This is a genomic window from Pseudomonas sp. URMO17WK12:I7 (assembly GCF_003269045.1).
Taxonomy (GTDB): domain Bacteria; phylum Pseudomonadota; class Gammaproteobacteria; order Pseudomonadales; family Pseudomonadaceae; genus Aquipseudomonas; species Aquipseudomonas putida_J.
Window position 1 is genome coordinate 38033 of sequence record NZ_QLTL01000014.1, and the last position, 19709, is coordinate 57741.

16 protein-coding genes are annotated in these 19709 nt (G+C 62.0%); 8 read left to right on the top strand and 8 right to left on the bottom strand.

Annotated features, from left to right (window positions below):
• Window positions 1-976 precede the first annotated feature (976 nt).
• Complete coding sequence (locus H040_RS19775; RefSeq protein ID WP_027918244.1) at window positions 977-1207, top strand: hypothetical protein; 231 nt, start codon at window positions 977-979, stop codon at window positions 1205-1207.
• A 79-nt stretch (window positions 1208-1286) separates the two neighbouring features.
• Window positions 1287-2087: a class I SAM-dependent methyltransferase gene (locus H040_RS19780; protein ID WP_027918245.1), complete on the top strand. Its 801-nt coding sequence runs from the start codon at window positions 1287-1289 to the stop codon at window positions 2085-2087.
• A gap of 58 nt (window positions 2088-2145) precedes the next feature.
• Here H040_RS19780 and H040_RS19785 read toward each other — a convergent pair whose 3' ends face one another.
• On the bottom strand, window positions 2146-2535 hold the full coding sequence (locus H040_RS19785) for a tautomerase family protein (RefSeq protein ID WP_027918246.1): 390 nt from the start codon (window positions 2533-2535) through the stop codon (window positions 2146-2148).
• Window positions 2536-2638: 103 nt separating this feature from the next.
• Between H040_RS19785 and H040_RS19790 the strand changes: the two genes are divergently transcribed.
• Together H040_RS19790 and H040_RS19795 are read left to right on the top strand one after the other, a co-directional pair.
• A complete protein-coding gene (locus H040_RS19790; RefSeq protein WP_027918247.1) occupies window positions 2639-3481 on the top strand; it encodes a LysR family transcriptional regulator in 843 nt (280 codons plus the stop codon).
• A gap of 89 nt (window positions 3482-3570) precedes the next feature.
• Entirely contained in the window at window positions 3571-4017 is a 447-nt protein-coding gene (locus H040_RS19795; protein WP_027918248.1) for a GFA family protein, read from the top strand.
• A gap of 47 nt (window positions 4018-4064) precedes the next feature.
• Here H040_RS19795 and H040_RS19800 read toward each other — a convergent pair whose 3' ends face one another.
• A complete protein-coding gene (locus H040_RS19800; protein WP_027918249.1) occupies window positions 4065-5450 on the bottom strand; it encodes a GntP family permease in 1386 nt (461 codons plus the stop codon).
• A gap of 379 nt (window positions 5451-5829) precedes the next feature.
• On the opposite strand from H040_RS19800, the gene H040_RS19805 reads away from it, so the two are divergent.
• Window positions 5830-6759, top strand: a complete 930-nt coding sequence (locus H040_RS19805) for a malate dehydrogenase (RefSeq protein WP_027918250.1) — start codon at window positions 5830-5832, stop codon at window positions 6757-6759.
• Between the two features lie 99 nt (window positions 6760-6858).
• Here H040_RS19805 and H040_RS19810 read toward each other — a convergent pair whose 3' ends face one another.
• From H040_RS19810 to H040_RS19830, 4 genes are all read right to left on the bottom strand, one after another.
• Window positions 6859-7812: an arsenic resistance protein gene (locus H040_RS19810; RefSeq protein WP_027918251.1), complete on the bottom strand. Its 954-nt coding sequence runs from the start codon at window positions 7810-7812 to the stop codon at window positions 6859-6861.
• A gap of 180 nt (window positions 7813-7992) precedes the next feature.
• Entirely contained in the window at window positions 7993-8586 is a 594-nt protein-coding gene (locus H040_RS19815; protein WP_027918252.1) for a hypothetical protein, read from the bottom strand.
• 146 nt (window positions 8587-8732) lie between these two features.
• Window positions 8733-9986: a serine hydroxymethyltransferase gene (gene glyA / locus H040_RS19820; protein WP_027918253.1), complete on the bottom strand. Its 1254-nt coding sequence runs from the start codon at window positions 9984-9986 to the stop codon at window positions 8733-8735.
• Window positions 9987-10302: 316 nt separating this feature from the next.
• A complete protein-coding gene (locus H040_RS19830; protein ID WP_027918254.1) occupies window positions 10303-14133 on the bottom strand; it encodes a sensor domain-containing protein in 3831 nt (1276 codons plus the stop codon).
• A gap of 260 nt (window positions 14134-14393) precedes the next feature.
• Here H040_RS19830 and H040_RS19835 point away from each other — a divergent pair, with 260 nt between their 5' ends.
• The 3 genes from H040_RS19835 (at window position 14394) to gdhA (ending at window position 18515) form a co-directional block, all read left to right on the top strand.
• Window positions 14394-14804 (top strand): hypothetical protein, encoded by a 411-nt coding sequence (locus H040_RS19835; RefSeq protein WP_027918255.1) that lies wholly within the window; start codon window positions 14394-14396, stop codon window positions 14802-14804.
• Between the two features lie 388 nt (window positions 14805-15192).
• Window positions 15193-16860, top strand: coding sequence for an energy-dependent translational throttle protein EttA (ettA, locus tag H040_RS19840; protein ID WP_027918256.1), 1668 nt, complete (start codon window positions 15193-15195; stop codon window positions 16858-16860).
• A gap of 314 nt (window positions 16861-17174) precedes the next feature.
• Window positions 17175-18515, top strand: a complete 1341-nt coding sequence (gene gdhA / locus H040_RS19850) for an NADP-specific glutamate dehydrogenase (protein ID WP_027918257.1) — start codon at window positions 17175-17177, stop codon at window positions 18513-18515.
• 122 nt (window positions 18516-18637) lie between these two features.
• Here the strand turns inward: gdhA and H040_RS19855 are convergent, their stop codons facing one another.
• A complete protein-coding gene (locus tag H040_RS19855; protein ID WP_027918258.1) occupies window positions 18638-19135 on the bottom strand; it encodes a GreA/GreB family elongation factor in 498 nt (165 codons plus the stop codon).
• Window positions 19136-19218: 83 nt separating this feature from the next.
• A complete protein-coding gene (locus tag H040_RS19860; RefSeq protein WP_027918259.1) occupies window positions 19219-19572 on the bottom strand; it encodes a hypothetical protein in 354 nt (117 codons plus the stop codon).
• Window positions 19573-19709: the final 137 nt, after the last annotated feature.

The following is a 19709-nucleotide window of genomic DNA, read 5'->3' on the forward strand; positions in this document are numbered from 1 at the left end:
TTTCCTTAGCATTAAGGCCCGCGAAAGTTAGCTGAGCAGAAACCACCGAGGGTCCAGGCCACCGCTTATCAGATCGCCAACCGCGATGAGTTGCAAGCCATGCTGAGAAGGGCCTTGGCTATATTGCCATGGCTCGTTGAGATGTCTTACGGAGTAGGACCTACAGGTTCTGACATCGTCTTGGACTGACTCCGTCTAGCCTGTTTTCGGTCTTCACTGCGGGGCAAAAATGGGCCGTTTGCTGCTCTCCCCCGTGGGCAGTCTGCTAATGACCCAGAGGTGGAATCACCTGCGTCACGCCAGCAATTCGTGTCCAAAATAGTCCTTTACATCCTGCTATGGATTCTTTTCACAGGTGCGAGAAATCGGCGAGTGACTGGGGGTAGTTTTAGAGATAGCAAGCTGTATCCCCACACATAATATTCATCAAATTCAACCGCTTGTGTATTGATACGATTCCTGTCTCCGCTACATATCAAGGCTTGCAACAATGCAGACCTTTTTTGTTTCTCATCGCCAGTAGATCAAACATTTCCTACAGAACGCGTAGAGGCTTTGCTCCGCTCGAAGGCTTGCGAATACAGCCTCGGGGGGATAAATTGCCCCAGTCGCGGCCAATTCCGTGACCGGGTTTGGCGACCCGTACGAAAAGGCGCAACGGCGCCCCGACCACGATTGCAGGCGCTTTTTTTGCGTCCGCAGTTTCGTGTAATGGCGGCTGTGCGTGGGAGACCTTCGGGTCTGCCGAGTTCCTTTTCCTCGGTTCGCCAACCTGCGTACAGCTGCCACCCTAACCGTTTGGCGACGGTCAGCGTGGTGCTTCAACCGAAAAGGACCTCATGCATGCTCATCCGAAGTCTATCCAGGATCCTCGCATCCGTTCTCCGCCGCCGCCCCGCGCCGGCCCCGAAACCTCACCGCTTCTACCCGATCTGCAACCTGGCGCGCCCCACCTCCCCATCAAGGCAGGTGCCCCATGACTGACCAAGAACGCCTATCCACAATCCAAAGCTACGCCTGGACCCTGGAACTGCTCGGCGAAGCCTTGGTCCAGCACGATGAAGTGCTGGAGTGCGAACACAACCCTCAGCTGAGCTTCCGCAACACCGCAGGTATTCACCAGGCGATCCGGATCATCAGCCGGCTGGCCAGTGAGCAATGCGGGAAGATGATCGATCCCAACGAACTTAGTCACCTGGTCGACTAATGAAAGCAACGCTGTCGCCAGCCTACGGCTGGCGCAGCTGCTAATGTCAGAACCTCAGCGAACAAAGACGAGGTTCAAGATGGTTTCGCACAAGGATGTCATCACCAGCAACCGTGACGCCTGGAATGCCTCCGCCGACCACCACCGGCGCAGCGCCGAGTGGGCTCGGCTTACCGACGCCGTGGCGGACAAAGGCTTTTCTTGCCTGGATTCGACCCTGACTGAACAGTTGCAACAGGTAGGCGTAACAGGCAAGTCAGTTATCCAGTTGGGCTGCAACAATGGCCGCGAGGTGCTATCGCTGTTTGCCCTTGGCGCACTGGAAGTGGTGGGTGTCGATCAGTCTTCGGCGTTTCTCAAGCAAGCGCAGGAGCTGGCCGAGCGCTCCCAGTATTCGCCTGAATTCGTCGAGGCCGACATTCACGCGCTGCCGACCATGCTCAACGCGCGCTTCGATGTCGCCCTGATCACCATCGGTGTTGTGAACTGGATGCCCGACCTTGGTCTGTTCTTCAGCCACGTTGCCAGGACGCTGAAACCCGGCGGGACGCTGGTGATTTACGAGACGCACCCGTTTCTGGAAATGCTCGATCCCGAAGCCAGCGACCCGTGGCGCATCAGTGGTTCCTACTTCCAGACCGAGCCGGTGGTCGAAACGGGTGCGATTGTTTACGAGGGCAGGGGCGAGGCGACCGGGCAGCGGTCTTACTGGCATATCCACCGGCTGGGCGATCTGCTCATGGGGGTGTTGGGCGCGGGGTTGAGGCTGTGCGCATTCAACGAATACGCGCATTCCAATCGGGAAGATCTGTACGACGTCTACACCCAGGGCGTGGTGCAGGTACCCATGTGTTATGCCCTGGTAGCAGAAAAATTGTGAGGCAGCAGATGGGCAGCAGGGTGTTCAGGGGCGTTGTGAATCGCCCCTGATTCCTCTTTCAGCCCCATAGCTTTGCAGCTTGCGGCACCCCGCCATAGCCATAAGCCGTAGCGCGCACGTCTATGATGTAGACGTTCGAATGAGGGTGCACATTCCCGATGCGTCCCGAGAGCAAATCATAGGCTTCACGCTGATACTGCCGTTTCTGCTCCACAGTTGTCGTTTCGTCGGTGATCGTGACCTCCAGGCGAAAGCTGTTTCGCCCTAAGCTCTCGAGCGATTCGCTGTCGATAAACCACAAACCAGCATCGACGAACCGAACGATCACCATCGTTTGTGATGGTTGCTTGTCCAGAACACGTGCAGTCAGTTCAGTAAGTTCATGGCTGAGGTCGGACGCCAGCGCAGCATTCGGCGCGCCGGACAAGGTCAGGGTGATACCAGGCATTTGAGTCATCCTCGTCAGTGAATGTGCCTGTAACTTAGCCTTTGAATATGTTCCTAAAAAGCGGGAAAATCAGTGCTCATCTTCCTGTTTATCCGGAATCTGTATGTACCACCTCGACCTTGCCCAGCTCCACGTCTACTTGGCGGTCTGTGACGCAGGCAGTATCTCTGCAGCCGCTCCGGCCCTGTTTCGCTCAACCTCCGCCATCAGCGAACAGCTGCGCAAGCTGGAAGATGCCATCGGTGTGGAGTTGCTCATTCGAGGCAAGCAAGGCGTTCGCCCCACCCCTGCGGGTGAGCGTCTTGTGCGCCATGCGCGGCAGCTCCTTACCCTGGGAGAGCGGGCGCTGTCGGATGTAAGAGGCGAACAATTCGAAGGGGAGATACGGCTGGCGATCACCGATTACTTCCGCCCCGACGACATTGCTGGCCTACTGAAAAAACTACGTGAATGGCATCCCCGGCTGCGACTTCATGTTGTTATGAAAAAGAGCCTGGAAATTGATCAGGCAAGTGACTACCTGGACATTGGCTTGGCCATGCGTTTTAACGAGCGCGTGTCCACAGCCAACACCTTTGAGGTGAGGCAGGAACCACTGCAATGGGTAGCCGCTGCAGGCTGGGTTCCAGAGCCCGGCCAGCCGCTGCCACTGCTTGCGATCAGCGGGTGCGGATTGTCGGAATACAGCTGCCAGGTGTTGGAGCGCGCCGGGGTGGAATACGAGATCGTTTATTCGACTTCAGGTGTGGCGGGGCTGCAATCGGCGTTGCGGGCAGGGCTTGGAATAGCCTGCCTTAACGCGAGTGCCGTACCGCATGGCGTGGAGCCTTACCGGGCTGGCATGCCGGTGTTGGCGCAAGCCAGGTTCTTGTTGCTTGCGCCGCGTAAGGGGGAGTCTGCGCTAGTGGAAAATGTGCGGCGATTGTTGCAGGGTTATCTCGCATAGGGTTCGGGACGAGGCACTGATCGTTTCATTACCCGTTTTGGCCTTGCCCCGTGAGTATCCAGGTTGGCTTCTCAGACTAGAGTAACGCTATGACTGATGAAAAAAGCGATGATCGCCCTGTTTACCAAGCAGCCTGCCATTGCGGAACAGTGCGCTTTTCACTGCGCTTGACCGACGGCCTGCGTACAGCACGAAGGTGCAACTGCTCGCTCTGCCGCATGCGGGGTGCCGTGGCTGTATCAGCCAACCTGAACGACATCACTGTCACCCAAGGCCAAGAAGCGCTCACCCTTTATCAATTCAACACACACGAAGCCAAGCACTACTTCTGCTCGAAGTGCGGCATCTACACCTTCCACCAGCGTCGTTCTGCGCCGGATCAGTACGGGGTGAACGTGGCCTGTATTGAGGGCATGAGCCCCTTTGACTTCCCAGAGGTGCCGGTCAGTGACGGGCGGAATCATCCTAAAGACCGCGTAGGTGGCGGGGTAGGGGTTGCAGGATGGCTGCGATACGAAAGCAACCGGCACCCCTGAACCCTGTGCCATTGGCTCAGTGTGCCGGCCTCTTGTCCCGACACGGCTCAGCTCACCGTGATCGCCGCATTCAACACCAACACCACGATCAACCCGACCACAGCCACGATGGACTGCACCACCGAGATGGTCTTGGTCGCTTCGCCCATGGTCATGCCGAAGGACTCCTTCACCATCCAGAAGCCTGCATGGTTGGCGTAGTTGAAGAACAGCGAACCGCAACCGATGGACAAGGCCAGCAATGGCAGGTTGAGGCTAGGGTCTGCACCGGCAAGCGGCGCCAGCAACCCGGCAGCCCCTACGATACCGACCGTGGCAGAGCCGGTAGACACCGAGAGCAACATCGCGATCAGCCACCCCAGCAGCAATGGCGGGAAGGCCGACTGCTGGGTGAGGTGCACAATGGCATCGCCCACCTTGGCGCTGGTCAGCATTTCCTGGAAGGCTCCGCCGCCGGCGATGATCATGATGATCGAGGCGATAGGCTTGAGGCTTTTGCCCAGCGCATCGCGCAGCTGTTCGGCGTCGCCGCCGCGCGCCAGCACCAGGCTCGCACCGGCGAACAGCACGCCCAGCAGCATGGCAATCAGCGGGTTGCCCAAGAAGCTGGCCATTTCCAGAACCGCATTGCCCTTGGGCAGCACCATCTCGGCGACGGCGTGCACCAGCATCAGGATCGCCGGTAGCAACGCGGCCAGCATGCCGATCAACACGCCGGGGCGGGGTTGATTACCGGCTTTTTCAGTCAGGGTGAACTGGTCCAGCAACGCCTGGTCGGGCCGCGTGCTCATGCGCGGCGCAATGAACAGGCCATACAGCGGACCGCCCAGGATCATGGCCGGGATAGCCGCAAGGAAGCCATAGAGCATGGTGGGCCCGACCGAGGTCTTGAGCACGGCGATGGCGGTCAACGGGCCTGGGTGCGGCGGTACCATGCCGTGCATGGCGGCAAGCGCCGCAATCACCGGCACACCGACATACACGTACGCCGAGCCCTTGAAGCGAGCCTGGCCTTCCAGCTTGCGCGCCACACTGAAGATCAACGGCAGCATGATCACCAGGCCTACCTCGAAGAACATCGGAATGCCGATGACAAAGGCAACCAGCATCATGGCCCACGGGATCATGCGGTCTGACGTGCGCTTGAGGATGACATCCGCGACCTGTTCAGTAACGCCAGCGTCAGCCAGGATTTTGCCCAGCATCGCGCCAAGTGCGATCACCACCCCGACCGCACCCAGCGTCTTGCCGGCGCCAGTGAGCAGGTGGGAGACGATGCTACCGGGCTCCATGTGGGTCGCAAAGCCCACGCCAATGGACACCACCAGCAAGGCCAGCAGCGGGTGCATCTTGAGACGGGACACGATCAACGCTACCAGCACCAGAACACTGACCAGTGCGGTCAGCAACAGCTGTAGATCTAAAGGAGTCATTCAGGGAATCTCGGTTGGGCTGGCGCGCTAGCGGCACTCAGGCATTGCAGGCATGACAGGGGATTCTGCGGGCAGTAGCGAGCCGTTATCGGTCGCGGGCAGCTGGCCGACTGGATGCGCAAACGTCGAACTTCGGAGGAATGGGGTTGGCGGACGGCGGTGTGACGCCGGGCAAACGCCTAAGGCTGGGCAGTGCGGTCATGAAGCGATTCACCTTGTTATTTGGTCATCTATATGAATCTTTACAAAGTATTTCCGGGACGGTGGGAGGCTGTCAATAGCATGCGGTCGCATCACATGGTCTTTTCGCTTTGGCAGGCAATACTTCTCTGTATACGCAGGCGTGCTCCTGGTGGCGCGCGCCGCTGGGAGGTGTCAGGTGAACAAGCTATCAATCGTAGGTGCCGGGATCGTGGGCGAGGCGGCGGCGCAGATCATCGCCCGGGATGAGTTGTGCCGTGAGCTGGTGTTGATGGATGTGCAGGGTGAGCTGGCGCAGGGCAAGGCGCTGGACGTCTGGCAGGCGGCGGTCGAATCAGGTTCTGATACCCGGGTTGTCGGCGGGGCCAAGGCCGACATGCTGCAGGGCTCTGACCTGGTGGTGATCACTGCGGGTGTGCCGCGCAAGCCTGGCCAGTCGCGTCAGGATGTGCTGAGCATCAACCTGCCAATCCTCGACGGCATCATGCAGGACATCAACAATCATGCGCCTGCAGCGACGGTGCTGGTGGTGTCGAATCCGGTCGATGTGTTGACCTATCGCGCCTGCTCGCTCAGCAAGCTGGGGCGCAGCAGGGTATTCGGCCAGGCCGGCGTGCTGGATACCGCGCGCATGAAGTGCTTCATTGCCGAGCAGACGGGGTTTTCGGCCCGGGATATCACGGCGCTGGTGCTGGGCGGGCATGGCGACAGCATGGTGCCGCTGATGCGTTACTGCCAGATCGGGTCGGTGCCGCTGTCGCACTTCCTGTCCGATGAGCAGATCGAGCGGATCGTCGAACGCACACGCAAAGGTGGCGGCGAGATTCTGGGCTTGAAGAAGGTCGGCAGTGCTTGCGATGCACCGGGTGTGGCCATTGCCCAGATGGTGGATGCGATCGCCAATGGGCGTAACCGCATTCTGCCGGCGGTTGCGATTCTTGAAGGGGAATACGGTCGCACCGATATCGCCATGGGCGTTCCCTGCGTGCTGGCCGAGGAGGGGATTACCAGGGTGATCGAGGTGCCGCTGGATGCCCAGGAGCAGGCGATGTTTGATCGCTCTGCCGATCAGGTGGTGCGGGATATTGCGGAGATGAAAGCGCTTTAAACCGGGAGAAGTGGCATCAGCTGGCGAGATATTGGGGCTGCTTTGCAGCCCTCTCGCGACGCAAGGGCGTTCCCACAGTGATCGCGTGATTGCCTATCGTCATCTTATGAGGGCTGGGATGGCTCGGACGTAAATCAACTCGCTGAGCAATTCCACCAGCGTTTGGGTGATTACCGCAGCTGCCGCCAGCCCGCGCAGGTCCTCGGGCAACGCCAGCGCCAGCGGCAATACCACCAGCGAGTTTCGCGTCGCGGCGCTGAAGGTCACGGAGCGTGCCTCGGCCACGGGCAGGCGCATCAGCCGCGCCGAGACAAACCCGAGTAATGGCGCCAGCAGCATGAAGCCGACATACACCGGAATCACTGGCAGCAACCGATCAAAATCCCGCAGCACCACGGCAATCTGCGAAGCGATCACCGCTATCAGCACCAGTGCCATGGCCGGCACTGGCATCCATGCCCAGGCGTCGTTCCAGGCCGACACTGCGCGGAAGCGGCGGGCGCCGGCGCTGGTGAGCACGGCAAGGATCATTGGCAGCACGATCAGCAGCACGAAGGCTTGCACGAACGGGGCGATGCGGATGGTTACGCCGCTGCTGTGGCCAAGCATCAGTGCCAGGTACACAGGCAGCAGCACCAGCTGCACCAGCAACAGCACGGGCGTGGCGGCGAGGGTCAGGCGCGAGTCGCCTTTGCCGATGTGGGTGAACACCACCACGTAGTCGATGCACGGCGTAAGCAGCACCAGCAGGGTGCCGATGAGGATCGCCGGGTGGTCGGCCAGGCCGCGGGTGAGGGCCCACACCAGCAAGGGCACGAGGATGAAGTTGGCGAGCAGCAGCGCGGCCATGAAGCGGCGGTTGCCCAAGCCTTGGCGCAGGTCGAGGAAGGGGATTTGCAGGAACATCGCGTACATCAGGATGGCGATGGCGGGGGTGACCAGGGTTTGCAGGTGTTGCGCAGTGTCGCTGGCCAGCATGCCGAAGGCCAGGGCTGCGAGAACGGCAGCGAAGTAGATGGGGATCTGTTGGGTTTCGAGTTGCTCTCTGGTCAAAGCCGGGCCTGTGTTTGTTTGCGCTTGGGGTGGCACAGGTTAATACGTGACGGCCAGGGCTGCATGATCTGAATGAACCTGAAGAGACCCAGGTTCACCCGCGTGCACCGCGTCGCCTGCTTCGCGGGTGAACCCGCCCCCACAAGGGTTGGGTCAGTACCGAGGAGGTGAGCAAACACATCAGTCAGGCTTGAGCCAATCGACACCGCGCTCTTGAATGATCAGGCTCAAGGTCCCTTGGCGCGCTGCCGGATAGCACGCCAGAAAGCCGCCTACCGGGTACAGGTTGTGGATCTCCACGGGGTGCCCCTGAGCATTGCTCAGCTGAACTTCTCGCCGGCCATCCTCAAGCTGAGTCAGGTCGAACGCCACACCCGTCTGTGCATCGGTCAGCTTCCACAGGCTTGGGTCTTTTGCCTTGATCGGCTGCACGTTTACCAGGCCATCGCCGGTGGTGAACACCCCTTGGCCCGAATGGGGGCCGCTGCGCAGGTAGATGCGGTAGCCCGCTTCGGTGTGGCGAAAATACAGCAGCAAGGCTGCGGGTTGGGCGGCCTGCTCGAATGTGATCAATCCGACTTCCTGGCCGTGACGCCAGTCTGATTCGTTGCCATTCAGCATGCCCAGGGTCGTGGCCCCCTCAACGGTATATCCCGGCGCCTGGTGAGGGCTTACCAGCGATACGGGCCCGGTGGTCATGTCGCCCAGAACATTGACCGGCGCTTCAGCGACTTGCAAGGTGGCGGTGAAGGACAGTGCTACGTGGTCAGCCATCGCTGGCCTCCTGCTCGTTTTCCAAAAGAGGCGGCAGGTTAGGCGGCCGGGTTCGCTCAGCCCATCCGGAAGCGGTTCCGCTGCTGGGCGACAGGCATGAAAAAGCCCGGCACAAGCCGGGCTTTTTCACATCAGGCTTTCGCCAATCAGTTGCCGTAGACCGGCAGCTTCTTGCAGATGGCCTTGACTTTCTCACGTACGGCGTCGATCACCGCTTCGTTGTTCAGGTCAGCCAGGATGTCGCAGATCCAGCCGGCCAGCTCGCGGCACTCGGTTTCCTTGAAACCACGGGTGGTGACGGCTGGGGTGCCGAAACGCAGGCCCGAGGTGACGAACGGGGAACGTGGGTCGTTCGGTACCGAGTTCTTGTTGACGGTGATGAAGGCTTTGCCCAGGGCAGCGTCAGCATCTTTGCCGGAGATTTCCTGCTTGATCAGCGACAGCAGGAACAGGTGGTTCTGGGTGCCGCCGGAAACGACGTCGAAACCACGCTCGATGAACACTTCGGCCATGGCCTGGGCGTTCTTCACGACCTGCTGCTGGTAAGCCTTGAACTCAGGCTGCAGTGCTTCCTTGAAGCAGATGGCCTTGGCGGCGATCACGTGCTCCAGCGGGCCGCCCTGGGCGCCTGGGAAGACGGCGGAGTTCAGCTTCTTCTCGATGTCGGCGTTGGCACGCGCCAGGATCAGGCCACCACGTGGACCGCGCAGGGTCTTGTGGGTGGTGGTGGTGACCACGTCGGCGAATGGCACCGGGTTCGGGTACACGCCAGCGGCAACCAGGCCAGCAACGTGGGCCATGTCGACGAACAGGTAGGCACCGACCTTGTCGGCGATGGCGCGGAAGCGGGCGAAGTCCAGGACCTGCGAGTAAGCCGAGAAGCCGGCAACGATCATCTTCGGCTTGTGCTCGACCGCCAGGCGCTCGACTTCGTCGTAGTCGATCAGGCCGTTACCGTCGATGCCGTACTGGATGGCGTTGTACAGCTTGCCCGACGAGCTTACCGAAGCGCCGTGGGTCAGGTGGCCACCGTGGGCCAGGCTCATGCCCAGGATGGTGTCACCGGCCGACAGCAGGGCCAGGTAGACCGCGGCGTTGGCTTGCGAGCCAGCGTGCGGCTGGACGTTGGCGTAGTCGGCGCCGAACAGTTCCTTGGCACGGTCGATGGCCAGCTGCTCGACCACGTCGACGTACTCGCAGCCACCGTAGTAGCGCTTGCCTGGGTAGCCTTCGGCGTACTTGTTGGTCAGGACCGAGCCCTGGGCTTCCATGACTGCCGGGCTGGTGTAGTTTTCCGAAGCGATCAGCTCGATATGCTCTTCCTGGCGCAGGGCTTCTTGCTGCATGGCTTCGAAGAGCTCGGCGTCGTACTTGGCAATGGTCAAATCACGGCTGAACATGGCGGTCCTCAAGGATCGGGGTAATTTGGGGGGGCATTCTAACCGATTGATCCACGCCTGGCATATGAACTGGCATCAAGTCGCGGACCAATGGGGCTCATGTTGCATCCCGCGCCGTGTCTGGGCTGGCTGGGGATTGAAGTTGACTCTAAGGTCCGCTTTTGCGGGTGCAAACCCCAGGCCTGGCGCAGCCATTGTAGGAGCGGCCTTGTGTCGCGAAAGGGCTGCGCAGCAGCCCCGGCAATATGTGCAGCGCTGCTGATAGCCTGGGGCCGCGCTGCGGCCCTTTCGCGACACAAGGCCGCTCCTACAACGGTCACTGGAACATGAACAGGGTTTCGTTGGCGAACTGCGCCTCGAACTGGTTGGCCGGCATCGGCCGCCCGAACAGGTAGCCCTGCACCTCGTCACAGCCATGTTCGCGCAGGAACTCCAGTTGCTCATGGGTCTCCACGCCCTCGGCGATCACCGCCAGGTTAAGGCTGTGCGCCATGGCGATGATCGCCCGGGCAATCTGCGCGTCCTGCTCGCCTTCGGGCAGGCCGTCGACGAAGGTGCGGTCGATCTTCAGCACGTCGATCGGGAACTGCTTGAGGTAGTTCAGCGACGAATAACCGGTGCCGAAGTCGTCGACCGCGATGCTCAGGCCGAGGTTCTTCAGGCTGGCCAGAATCTGCAGCGCCTCGTTGACCTCGCGCATCAGGATGCTCTCGGTCAGCTCCAGCTCCAGGCACGCCGGCGGCAGGCCGGTTTCTTCAAGGATGGTGGCAATCCGCGTACCCAGCTGGCCGTCGGAGAACTGCCGCGCCGAGATGTTCACCGACACCTTCGGCACGCGTACCTTGTTCTTGTGCCAGACCTTGAGCTGGCGGCTGGCCTCGCGCAGCACCCAGTCGCCGACATCCACCACCAGGCCCAGTTCTTCGATCACCGGGATGAAGTCCCCCGGCGGCACCAGGCCGCGGGTCGGGTGGCGCCAGCGCAGCAGCGCTTCGGCACCGGTCAGGCGCTTGCCGTCACCGCTGAACTGCGGCTGGTAGTAGAGGATGAACTCGTTCTGTTCCAGCGCGTGGCGCAGGTCGCTCTCCAGTTCCAGGCGCTCCAGGGCGCTGGCGTTCATTTCGGTCTGGTAGAACTGGAAGTTGTTCTTGCCGCGCTCCTTGGCGTGGTACATGGCGGTGTCGGCGTTCTTCATCAGCTGGCTCAGCTCGTTGCCGTCTTGCGGGCTGAGGGCGATGCCGACACTGGCCGTGACGAAGAACTCCCGGCCTTCCAGCACGAACGGCCGCACCAGGCTGCCAAGAATGTTCTCGGCCACGTGGATGGCGCGGTTCAGGGCCATCTCGCGGGTGGCGCGGGGCTGCAGCAGCAAGGTGAATTCGTCGCCGCCCATGCGCGCCACGGTGTCGTCATCGTCGACGCAGGCCAGCAGGCGCAGGGCCATGTCCTTGAGCATGCGGTCGCCCGCGGCGTGGCCGAGGGAGTCGTTGATCGGTTTGAAACGGTCGAGGTCGAGGAACATCAGCACCACCCACGACTTCTGCCGCTCGGCCTGCTGCAGCGCAGTATGCAGGCGGTCCTGGAACAGCGTGCGGTTGGGCAGGTGAGTCAGGGCGTCGTAGTAGGCCAGGCGGTGGATGCGCTGTTCGCTGGCCTTGCGCTCGCTGATGTCGGTGAAGAAGCACACATAGCTGGCCAGGTCGCCTTCGTCGTCGAGTACTGCGGTAATGCCGACCCAGGCCGGGTAACGGTCGCCGTCGCGGCGCTTGAGCCACACTTCGCCTTCCCAGCTGCCGCGCTGGTGCAGTTGCTTGAGCACGTAGCGCAGGTGGCTTTCCTGCTGGTCCTCGACCACCAGCATGGCCGGCAGCTGGTCGAGCACGTCGCTGACCGCGTAGCCACTGACCCGGCTGAATGCTTCGTTGGCCTGCACGATGTAGCCGGCCGGGTCGGTGATGAGGATCGCCGACGTGGAGTGTTCGAAAACCGTCGCGGCCATGCGCAGGTCTTTTTCCGCACGGCGTTGCTGGCTGATGTCGCGGCCCACGCCGAGCACGCCCTCGAAGCGTTGCTGGTCGTCCCACACCAGCACCAGGCGCAATTCGATGGGGATCTTGCGGCCATCGGCGCGCAGGCAGTCGAACAGGAACAGTTGCGTCGGCAGCTGGCTGCGCAGATGTGCCAGTTGCTCGCTGTCGCCCATGGCCTTGCTGACCCGCTCCATCAGGCTGTAGATGCCGGTCAGTTGGGAGGGGTTGGCGATGATCGACTGCCAGCCGTTGTCGAAGATCCAGTCGGCCTGGTAGCCCAGCACGGCCTGTACCGAGGGGCTGAGGTAGTTGAGTTGCAGGTGGCTGTCGGTGGAGAAGATCACGTCGCTGATGCTTTCGGCGAGCATGCGGTAGCGCTGCTCGCTGTCGCGCAACGACTGGCTGGCCTCGATCTGCACGGTGACATCCTTGCCCACGCCGATGATGCGTGTGACCAGGCCACCTTCGTCACGGGTCAGCACCTGCTCGCGGATTTCGTAGCAGCGCCAGCCGCCGTCGCGGTGGCGGAAGCGCAGCTGAGTGTGCAGCGACTGGGCGTGAGCACTGTCACGCTGTTGCTGGCGCAACGCCTGATAGTGCGCGGCGTCTTCGGGGTGCAGCAGCAGTTCCCAGAAGCGGTCGCCCATCTGTGCAAGCTCGGTGCGGTCGTAGCCGAGCGTCTGGCCGAGGTGGCGGTTGCTGAAGATCATCCGCTGGCTGTGCACGTCCTGCACGTACAGCTGGTCGGGCACTGTGCGCACCACGTCGGACCAGAAGCTTTCGCGCTCCAGCAGCGACAACTCCACCTGCTTGCGGCTGGTGATGTCGCTGATGCTGAGGATCACCGCCTGGTAGTCGCGACGCTGTTGCGGCAGGCGTGCCATCAGCCACAGGTGCAGTTCGCCACCCAACGGGGCAGGCAGGCGCACTTCCAGTTCCAGCGACGGGCGTTGTTCGATCAAGGCGTCGATCAGTTGCATGCCGATGCTGTCGCGGCCCGCGCCGCTGCCGTCGATCAGCCGCTGCCAGGCCCCTTCGTGGCACTCGACGTTGAGCAGCTGGCGCGCCACCTGGTTGATCTCGGTGATCTTCAGTTCCAGCAGCAGCGAGCGGCGCAGGTTAGGGTCCAGCGCCAGGCTCTGCTTGAGCCCGGCCAGGTTGCGCAGGTGATGGCGGTCGAGCTGGCCGGGCAGGCTCGACAGGTCGAGCACGCACAACGCCACGCCCGTGCCTTCGAAGATTTCCTGGTAGCGCCGGCGGTCTTCCTGCAAGGCGCGCTGGCGGCGGCGCATGTTGATCAGTGCCAGCACTGGCAGCAGGGCGCAGAACAGCGCCAGCAGGCACTTGCCGATCAGTGCCGGCAGCAGTTTCTGCTGGGCCAGGCCTGCGTCGAACAGGCCACGCAATTGCCAGGCGCTGTTGTCGATGAACGCGAGCATCACGCTTTGCAGCGGTTCACCGCTGGTCTGTACCGGGGCGTGGCGCTCCAGCACCTCGCCGCTGCGGCTGTTTTCCAGCAGCCAGAGTGGGTGCCCGGGGCCGTCCAGGTGCACGGTGAGCGCCTGATAATAGTCAGGGGACAGGCGCAGCAGCCAGTATCCACGGTCCTGTTCGGCCGCTTGACGCAACAGCAGGTAGACGGTGCGGTTGTCCGCCGCGTTGGCGAAGTAGTAGTTTCGGCCTTGGTTCAGCCCGACCAGCTCGTCAATCAGCTGGCGGTCGGGGCTGCCGGCCAGGCTGTCGCTGCGCAGTTGCCCGGCATGGTCCAGCCACGCCACGTCGCGCAAGGCGGGCAGGCGTTCGCGCAGGGTGGCCAGCAGGCTCGGCAGGGCGGCGGGCGTCGGTGCTTTGACGTAGGGCTGGACGACATTCAGGGCCTGCTGGGCCTTGAGCGCCATGTTCAGGCTCAGGTGGTCGGCCAGTTCGGCACTGGCGTCCAGGTTCATCTGGCGCTGGTCGGCCTGGGTGTGGCGGAACTGCGAGAACAGTTGCCACAGCAGCAAACCCAGCAGGATCAGGGCCAGCAGGGCCAGCGCACCTTTGACCGAACCACGCAGCGAAGCGACTGGGGCCGTCGAAGCGGGGCGCAGCAGAGTCGGATGATTGAGATTGGTCAAGCGTTGGTCCTGCTATTGGGCTGGCGATGGCAGGGTGGGAACATGCACGGTGTATGCCGGTATCTGCACAAGCCTTGACCGCGGCGGCGCACTATAAAGCCGGACATCTGAACGGGCTAGCATGCCTGTGATTATGGCAATGTGCCAGCCCTGTTGTCCGGCACCGATGGTCGTGGTGCGGCCGGCCCGTTCGGCAAGACCTTGCATCCTGTGCGAGAATGCCGCCCGCTTCAATGACAACGCATCGGAGATGTTCGGTTTTGGTTACTCACTTTTCCACCAATGGCCTCGATTCCGCCTGTGGGCGCAGCAGTCAGACCCTTGTCAGCACTGCCGTGACCGCGGACGTATCCTGCAAATCGTGCCAGCGCTCGCTGGTCAAACCAGACGCGGCTGCGGCCTCGAAAAACAAGACGCCATCGCTGGCTGAACTGCGCAAGACCGCCAAGGGGGCGGTGCCGGCGGTAGAAGCAGCGCCAGCGGCCGTTGTCGCCAAGCCGGCAAGCAAGGTAGTGAGCACGCCTGCTGCAGCCAAGCCTGCCAAGGTTGCCGAGCAGCCGGCCCGCAGTGGTGGTTTCAGCGTCAAGGCCGCTTATGCCGCGCGCCTGGCCGAGCAGAGCGACCGTTGCCGGCTGCCGCGGGGCAAGGCTGGTAAGCAGCGCCACGTCTGAGCCATTTCAGGCTGCTGTGCCGGCCCTTTCGCGGCTAAAGCCGCTCCCACAGGTACTGCACAAGGCTTCAATCCTGTGCTGTACCTGTCCCACAGGTACTGCACAAGGCTTCAATCCTGTGCTGTACCTGTCCCACAGGTGCTGCACAAGGCTTCAATCCTGTGCTGTACCTGTGGGAGCGGCTTTAGCCGCGAAAGGGCCGGCACAGGCAACAAATGCCTCCCAGGATCACCAAGATCCCACCCCCACCATCCGACCACCCTGTGCAACGCCGCGCGTTGGCGTAGAATGGTCGACTTTGTTCAATACACTCCGTAAACACATCCCCCTGGCCACGCTGCCGGGGCGATCGTCGATGTCTTTACCTATCTGATTAGAGGGCTTGGTTTTGGCTCAATACGTCTACACCATGCATCGGCTGAGCAAGGTCGTGCCGCCGAAGCGGGAAATTCTCAAGAACATTTCCCTGTCGTTCTTCCCAGGCGCCAAGATCGGCGTGCTCGGCCTGAACGGCGCCGGTAAATCGACCCTGCTGCGGATCATGGCGGGCGTCGACAAGGAATTCGACGGCGAAGCCCGTCCGATGCCCGACATCAACGTGGGTTACCTGCCACAGGAACCGCAACTGGACCCGAACAAGTCCGTGCGTGAAGTGGTCGAGGAAGCCGTCAGCGTGATCAAGGACGCCCAGGCTCGCCTGGACGAGGTCTACGCTGCCTACGCCGAGCCGGATGCCGACTTCGACAAGCTGGCCGCCGAACAGGCCAAGCTCGAAGCCATCCTGCAGGCCGCCGACGGCCACAACCTGGAGCGTCAGCTGGACGTCGCTGCCGACGCCCTGCGCCTGCCGGCCTGGGATGCCCGCATCGAACACCTGTCCGGTGGCGAGAAGCGCCGTGTGGCCCTGTGCCGCTTGCTGCTGTCAGCGCCCGACATGCTGCTGCTCGACGAACCGACCAACCACCTGGACGCCGACTCGGTAGCCTGGCTGGAGCGTTTCCTGCACGACTTCCCGGGCACCGTGGTAGCGATTACCCACGACCGTTACTTCCTCGACAACGTCGCCGGTTGGATCCTCGAGCTGGACCGCGGCGCCGGTATCCCGTACGAAGGCAACTACTCGGGCTGGCTGGAAGCCAAGTCGGACCGCCTGGCGCAGGAATCCAAGCAGCAGAGCGCCCACGAGAAGGCCATGAAAGAGGAACTGGAGTGGGTGCGCAAAGGCGCCAAGGCCCGCCAGTCCAAATCCAAGGCCCGCCTGCAGCGCTTCGAGGAAATGCAGTCGCAGGAATTCCAGAAGCGCAGCGAGACCAACGAGATCTACATCCCGGCCGGCCCGCGCCTGGGCGACAAGGTCATCGAGTTCAAGAACGTCACCAAGGGCTACGGCGATCGCGTGCTGATCGACAACCTGTCGTTCGCCATGCCAAAAGGCGCCATCGTCGGCGTGATCGGTGGTAACGGTGCCGGTAAGTCGACCCTGTTCCGCATGCTGATGGGCAAGGAACAACCGGACTCGGGCAGCATCGAGATCGGCGAAACCGTGCAGCTGGCTTGCGTGGACCAGAGCCGCGAAGACCTCGACGGTTCCAAGACCGTGTTCCAGCAGATCTCCGACGGTTCCGACCAGATCCGCATCGGTAGCTACGAGATCCCGTCGCGTACCTACGTTGGCCGCTTCAACTTCAAGGGTGGCGACCAGCAGAAGTTCGTCAAGGACCTGTCCGGTGGTGAGCGTGGCCGCCTGCACCTGGCCCTGACCCTGAAGGAGGGCGGCAACGTCCTGCTGCTCGACGAACCGTCCAACGACCTCGACGTCGAAACCCTGCGTTCGCTGGAAGAAGCCCTGCTGGACTTCCCGGGCGCCGCCATCGTGATTTCCCACGACCGTTGGTTCCTGGACCGTGTGGCCACTCACATTCTGGCGTACGAAGACGACTCGAACGTGGTGTTCTTCGAGGGCAACTACACCGAGTACGAAGCCGATCGCAAGAAGCGCCTGGGCGATGCCGCTGCCCAGCCGCACCGCGTACGGCACAAGAAGCTGGCCCAGTAAGCCGGTTTTCTGATGCACAGGAATGGGGCCCTTAGCGGCCCCATTTTTGTGCCTGGCTGGAAAGTGCTGTTGGCCTCATTCGCGGGCAAGCCCGCTCCCACAGGTAAGGCGCTGTACCCAAGGTTTGCATGACACCTGTGGGAGCGGGTTTACCCGCGAAGAGGCCACCACTGAAGGGTGATCTTGTATACATTTATATAAAACGCACCAAATAATTTCAAAAAAACGACATTTCGCCCTATTCCGGTGCGATTGCTTCTTGGTACATTCCAGAAAAAACCAATAAGTCCAATCCTCTTGGTGAGATGTCTACCATGATCGAATCTGTCGACAATTTCCTTGCACGCCTGCAGCAACGCGACCCGGGCCAACCGGAATTCCACCAGGCGGTGGAAGAAGTGCTGCGCACCCTGTGGCCGTTCCTCGAAGCCAACCCTCACTACCTGCAGTCGGGCATTCTCGAGCGCATGGTCGAGCCTGAGCGCGCCGTGCTGTTCCGCGTGTCGTGGGTCGATGACCAAGGCAAGGTCCAGGTCAACCGCGGCTACCGCATCCAGATGAGCAGCGCCATCGGCCCTTACAAGGGCGGCCTGCGCTTCCACCCGTCGGTGAACCTGAGCGTGCTCAAGTTCCTGGCCTTCGAACAAGTGTTCAAGAACTCCCTCACCTCGCTGCCCATGGGTGGCGGCAAAGGTGGCTCGGACTTCGACCCGAAAGGCAAGAGCGATGCTGAAGTCATGCGCTTCTGCCAGGCCTTCATGAGCGAGCTGTACCGCCACATTGGCGCTGATTGCGACGTGCCGGCCGGTGACATCGGCGTTGGTGCCCGCGAGATCGGCTTCATGTTCGGCCAGTACAAGCGCCTGGCCAACCAGTTCACCTCTGTGCTGACCGGCAAGGGCATGACCTACGGCGGCAGCCTGATCCGCCCTGAAGCCACCGGTTACGGCTGTGTGTACTTCGCTGAAGAAATGCTCAAGCGCCAGGGCCTGCGCATCGACGGCCGCCGCGTGGCCATCTCCGGTTCCGGCAACGTCGCCCAGTACGCTGCACGCAAGGTCATGGACCTGGGTGGCAAGGTGATTTCGCTGTCCGACTCCGAAGGTACCCTGTACGCCGAAGCCGGCCTGACCGATGCCCAGTGGGATGCGCTGATGGAGCTGAAGAACGTCAAGCGCGGCCGCATCAGCGAGCTGGCTGGCCAGTTTGGCCTGGAGTTCCGCAAGGGCCAGACGCCTTGGAGCCTGCCGTGCGACATCGCACTGCCGTGCGCCACCCAGAACGAACTGGACATCGAAGACGCCCGTACCCTGCTGCGCAACGGCTGCATCTGCGTGGCCGAAGGTGCCAACATGCCGACCACCCTGGCTGCCGTGGACCTGTTCATCGAGGCCGGCATCCTGTACGCCCCGGGCAAGGCATCGAATGCCGGTGGCGTGGCGGTGTCGGGGCTGGAGATGTCGCAGAACGCCATGCGCCTGCTGTGGACTGCCGGTGAAGTGGACACCAAGCTGCACAACATCATGCAGTCGATTCACCATGCTTGCGTGCATTACGGTCAAGAGGCCGATGGCAAGGTCAACTACGTCAAGGGTGCGAACATTGCCGGCTTCGTGAAAGTTGCCGATGCCATGCTGGCTCAGGGCGTGGTCTGATCCGAAGGCCTGGGGGCCGCTTCGCGGCCCATTCGCGACACAAGGCCGCTCCTACAGAAGTACGCGGCCCCTTGTAGGAGCGGCCTTGTGTCGCGAAAGGGCTGCAAAGCAGCCCCAATGGCCTAGACACTACCCCAGATTTCGAGCACTTCGATCATCTGATCCCCCGCCGGCCGCCGCCACAGCACTTCATCCCCAGGCCCGGCGCCAAGCAACGCCCGCCCTAGCGGCGACCCCCAGTTGATCATCCCGCGCCCGGCATCCGCCTCATCCTCGCCCACCAGCTGCACCACCTGCTCCTGGTCATGCTCGTCGACGAACCTGACCCGGCTACCTATCTGCACCTTGCTGCGCGATGTCGCCGCCGGCACCACCTGCGCGCTCTGCACTCGCGCGCTGAAATAGCGTAGGTCCCGCTCGGTATCGGCCAGGCGTTGCTTGTCACCGCGCTCGGCCTGGGCCTGCAACGCGCTGCGCAAGGCATTCAGCTCGCTCACGCGTTGTTGCAGCTGGCGCAGGCCGCTGGCGGTCACGTAATTGGGCTGGTCGCTGACGCGCCGCTCTACCGGCTGATCGGCCTGGGCGGCGGCCTGGTCTTCGTTGACGAATGCTCGGCTCATGCAATGGCCTCCTTGTACAGGAGACCAGCATGGCAGGCTGGCGGTTTCAGTGGATGTCAGTTTGCGACGCAGGCATGTTGGAATCAGCGGCGGTAGGCGCGGGCGGCGCCCAGGTCTTTCTCCTGCTGCCATTCGCGGTCACGCTCGTCCCAGAAGCGCTCGTGGTACTGGCGCTGCTCCTCGCTGTTCTGCATCGCGTGGCATTGGCGGAACCCATCGTCCCAGCCGGTTTCGTACTGGCGATTGTGCAGGTAACGCGGTACGTCTTTCTTGAAGTCGCCAACCATCAGGCCAGCCGCTTGGCGGCCGCTGCTGCAACCATCCTGGTAGCCGTCGGCGTAGGCGGGGGGGTAACCGTGGTTGACCATCTGATCGTGGGTGGTTTCGCAACCCGCCAGCAACAACGCAATGCACAAGCCGAACCAGTACCGCGACATGACCACCTGGACCTTTGGGGAGATACCGCAAAGTCTAGGTGGCGATTTGTCGGCGAGCTGTCAAAACAGTGTCAAAGAGTCGGTTGGTTCACAGTGCTGTTGTTGTGCCGACTTGCCCGCGAAAGGCCGCAAAGCGG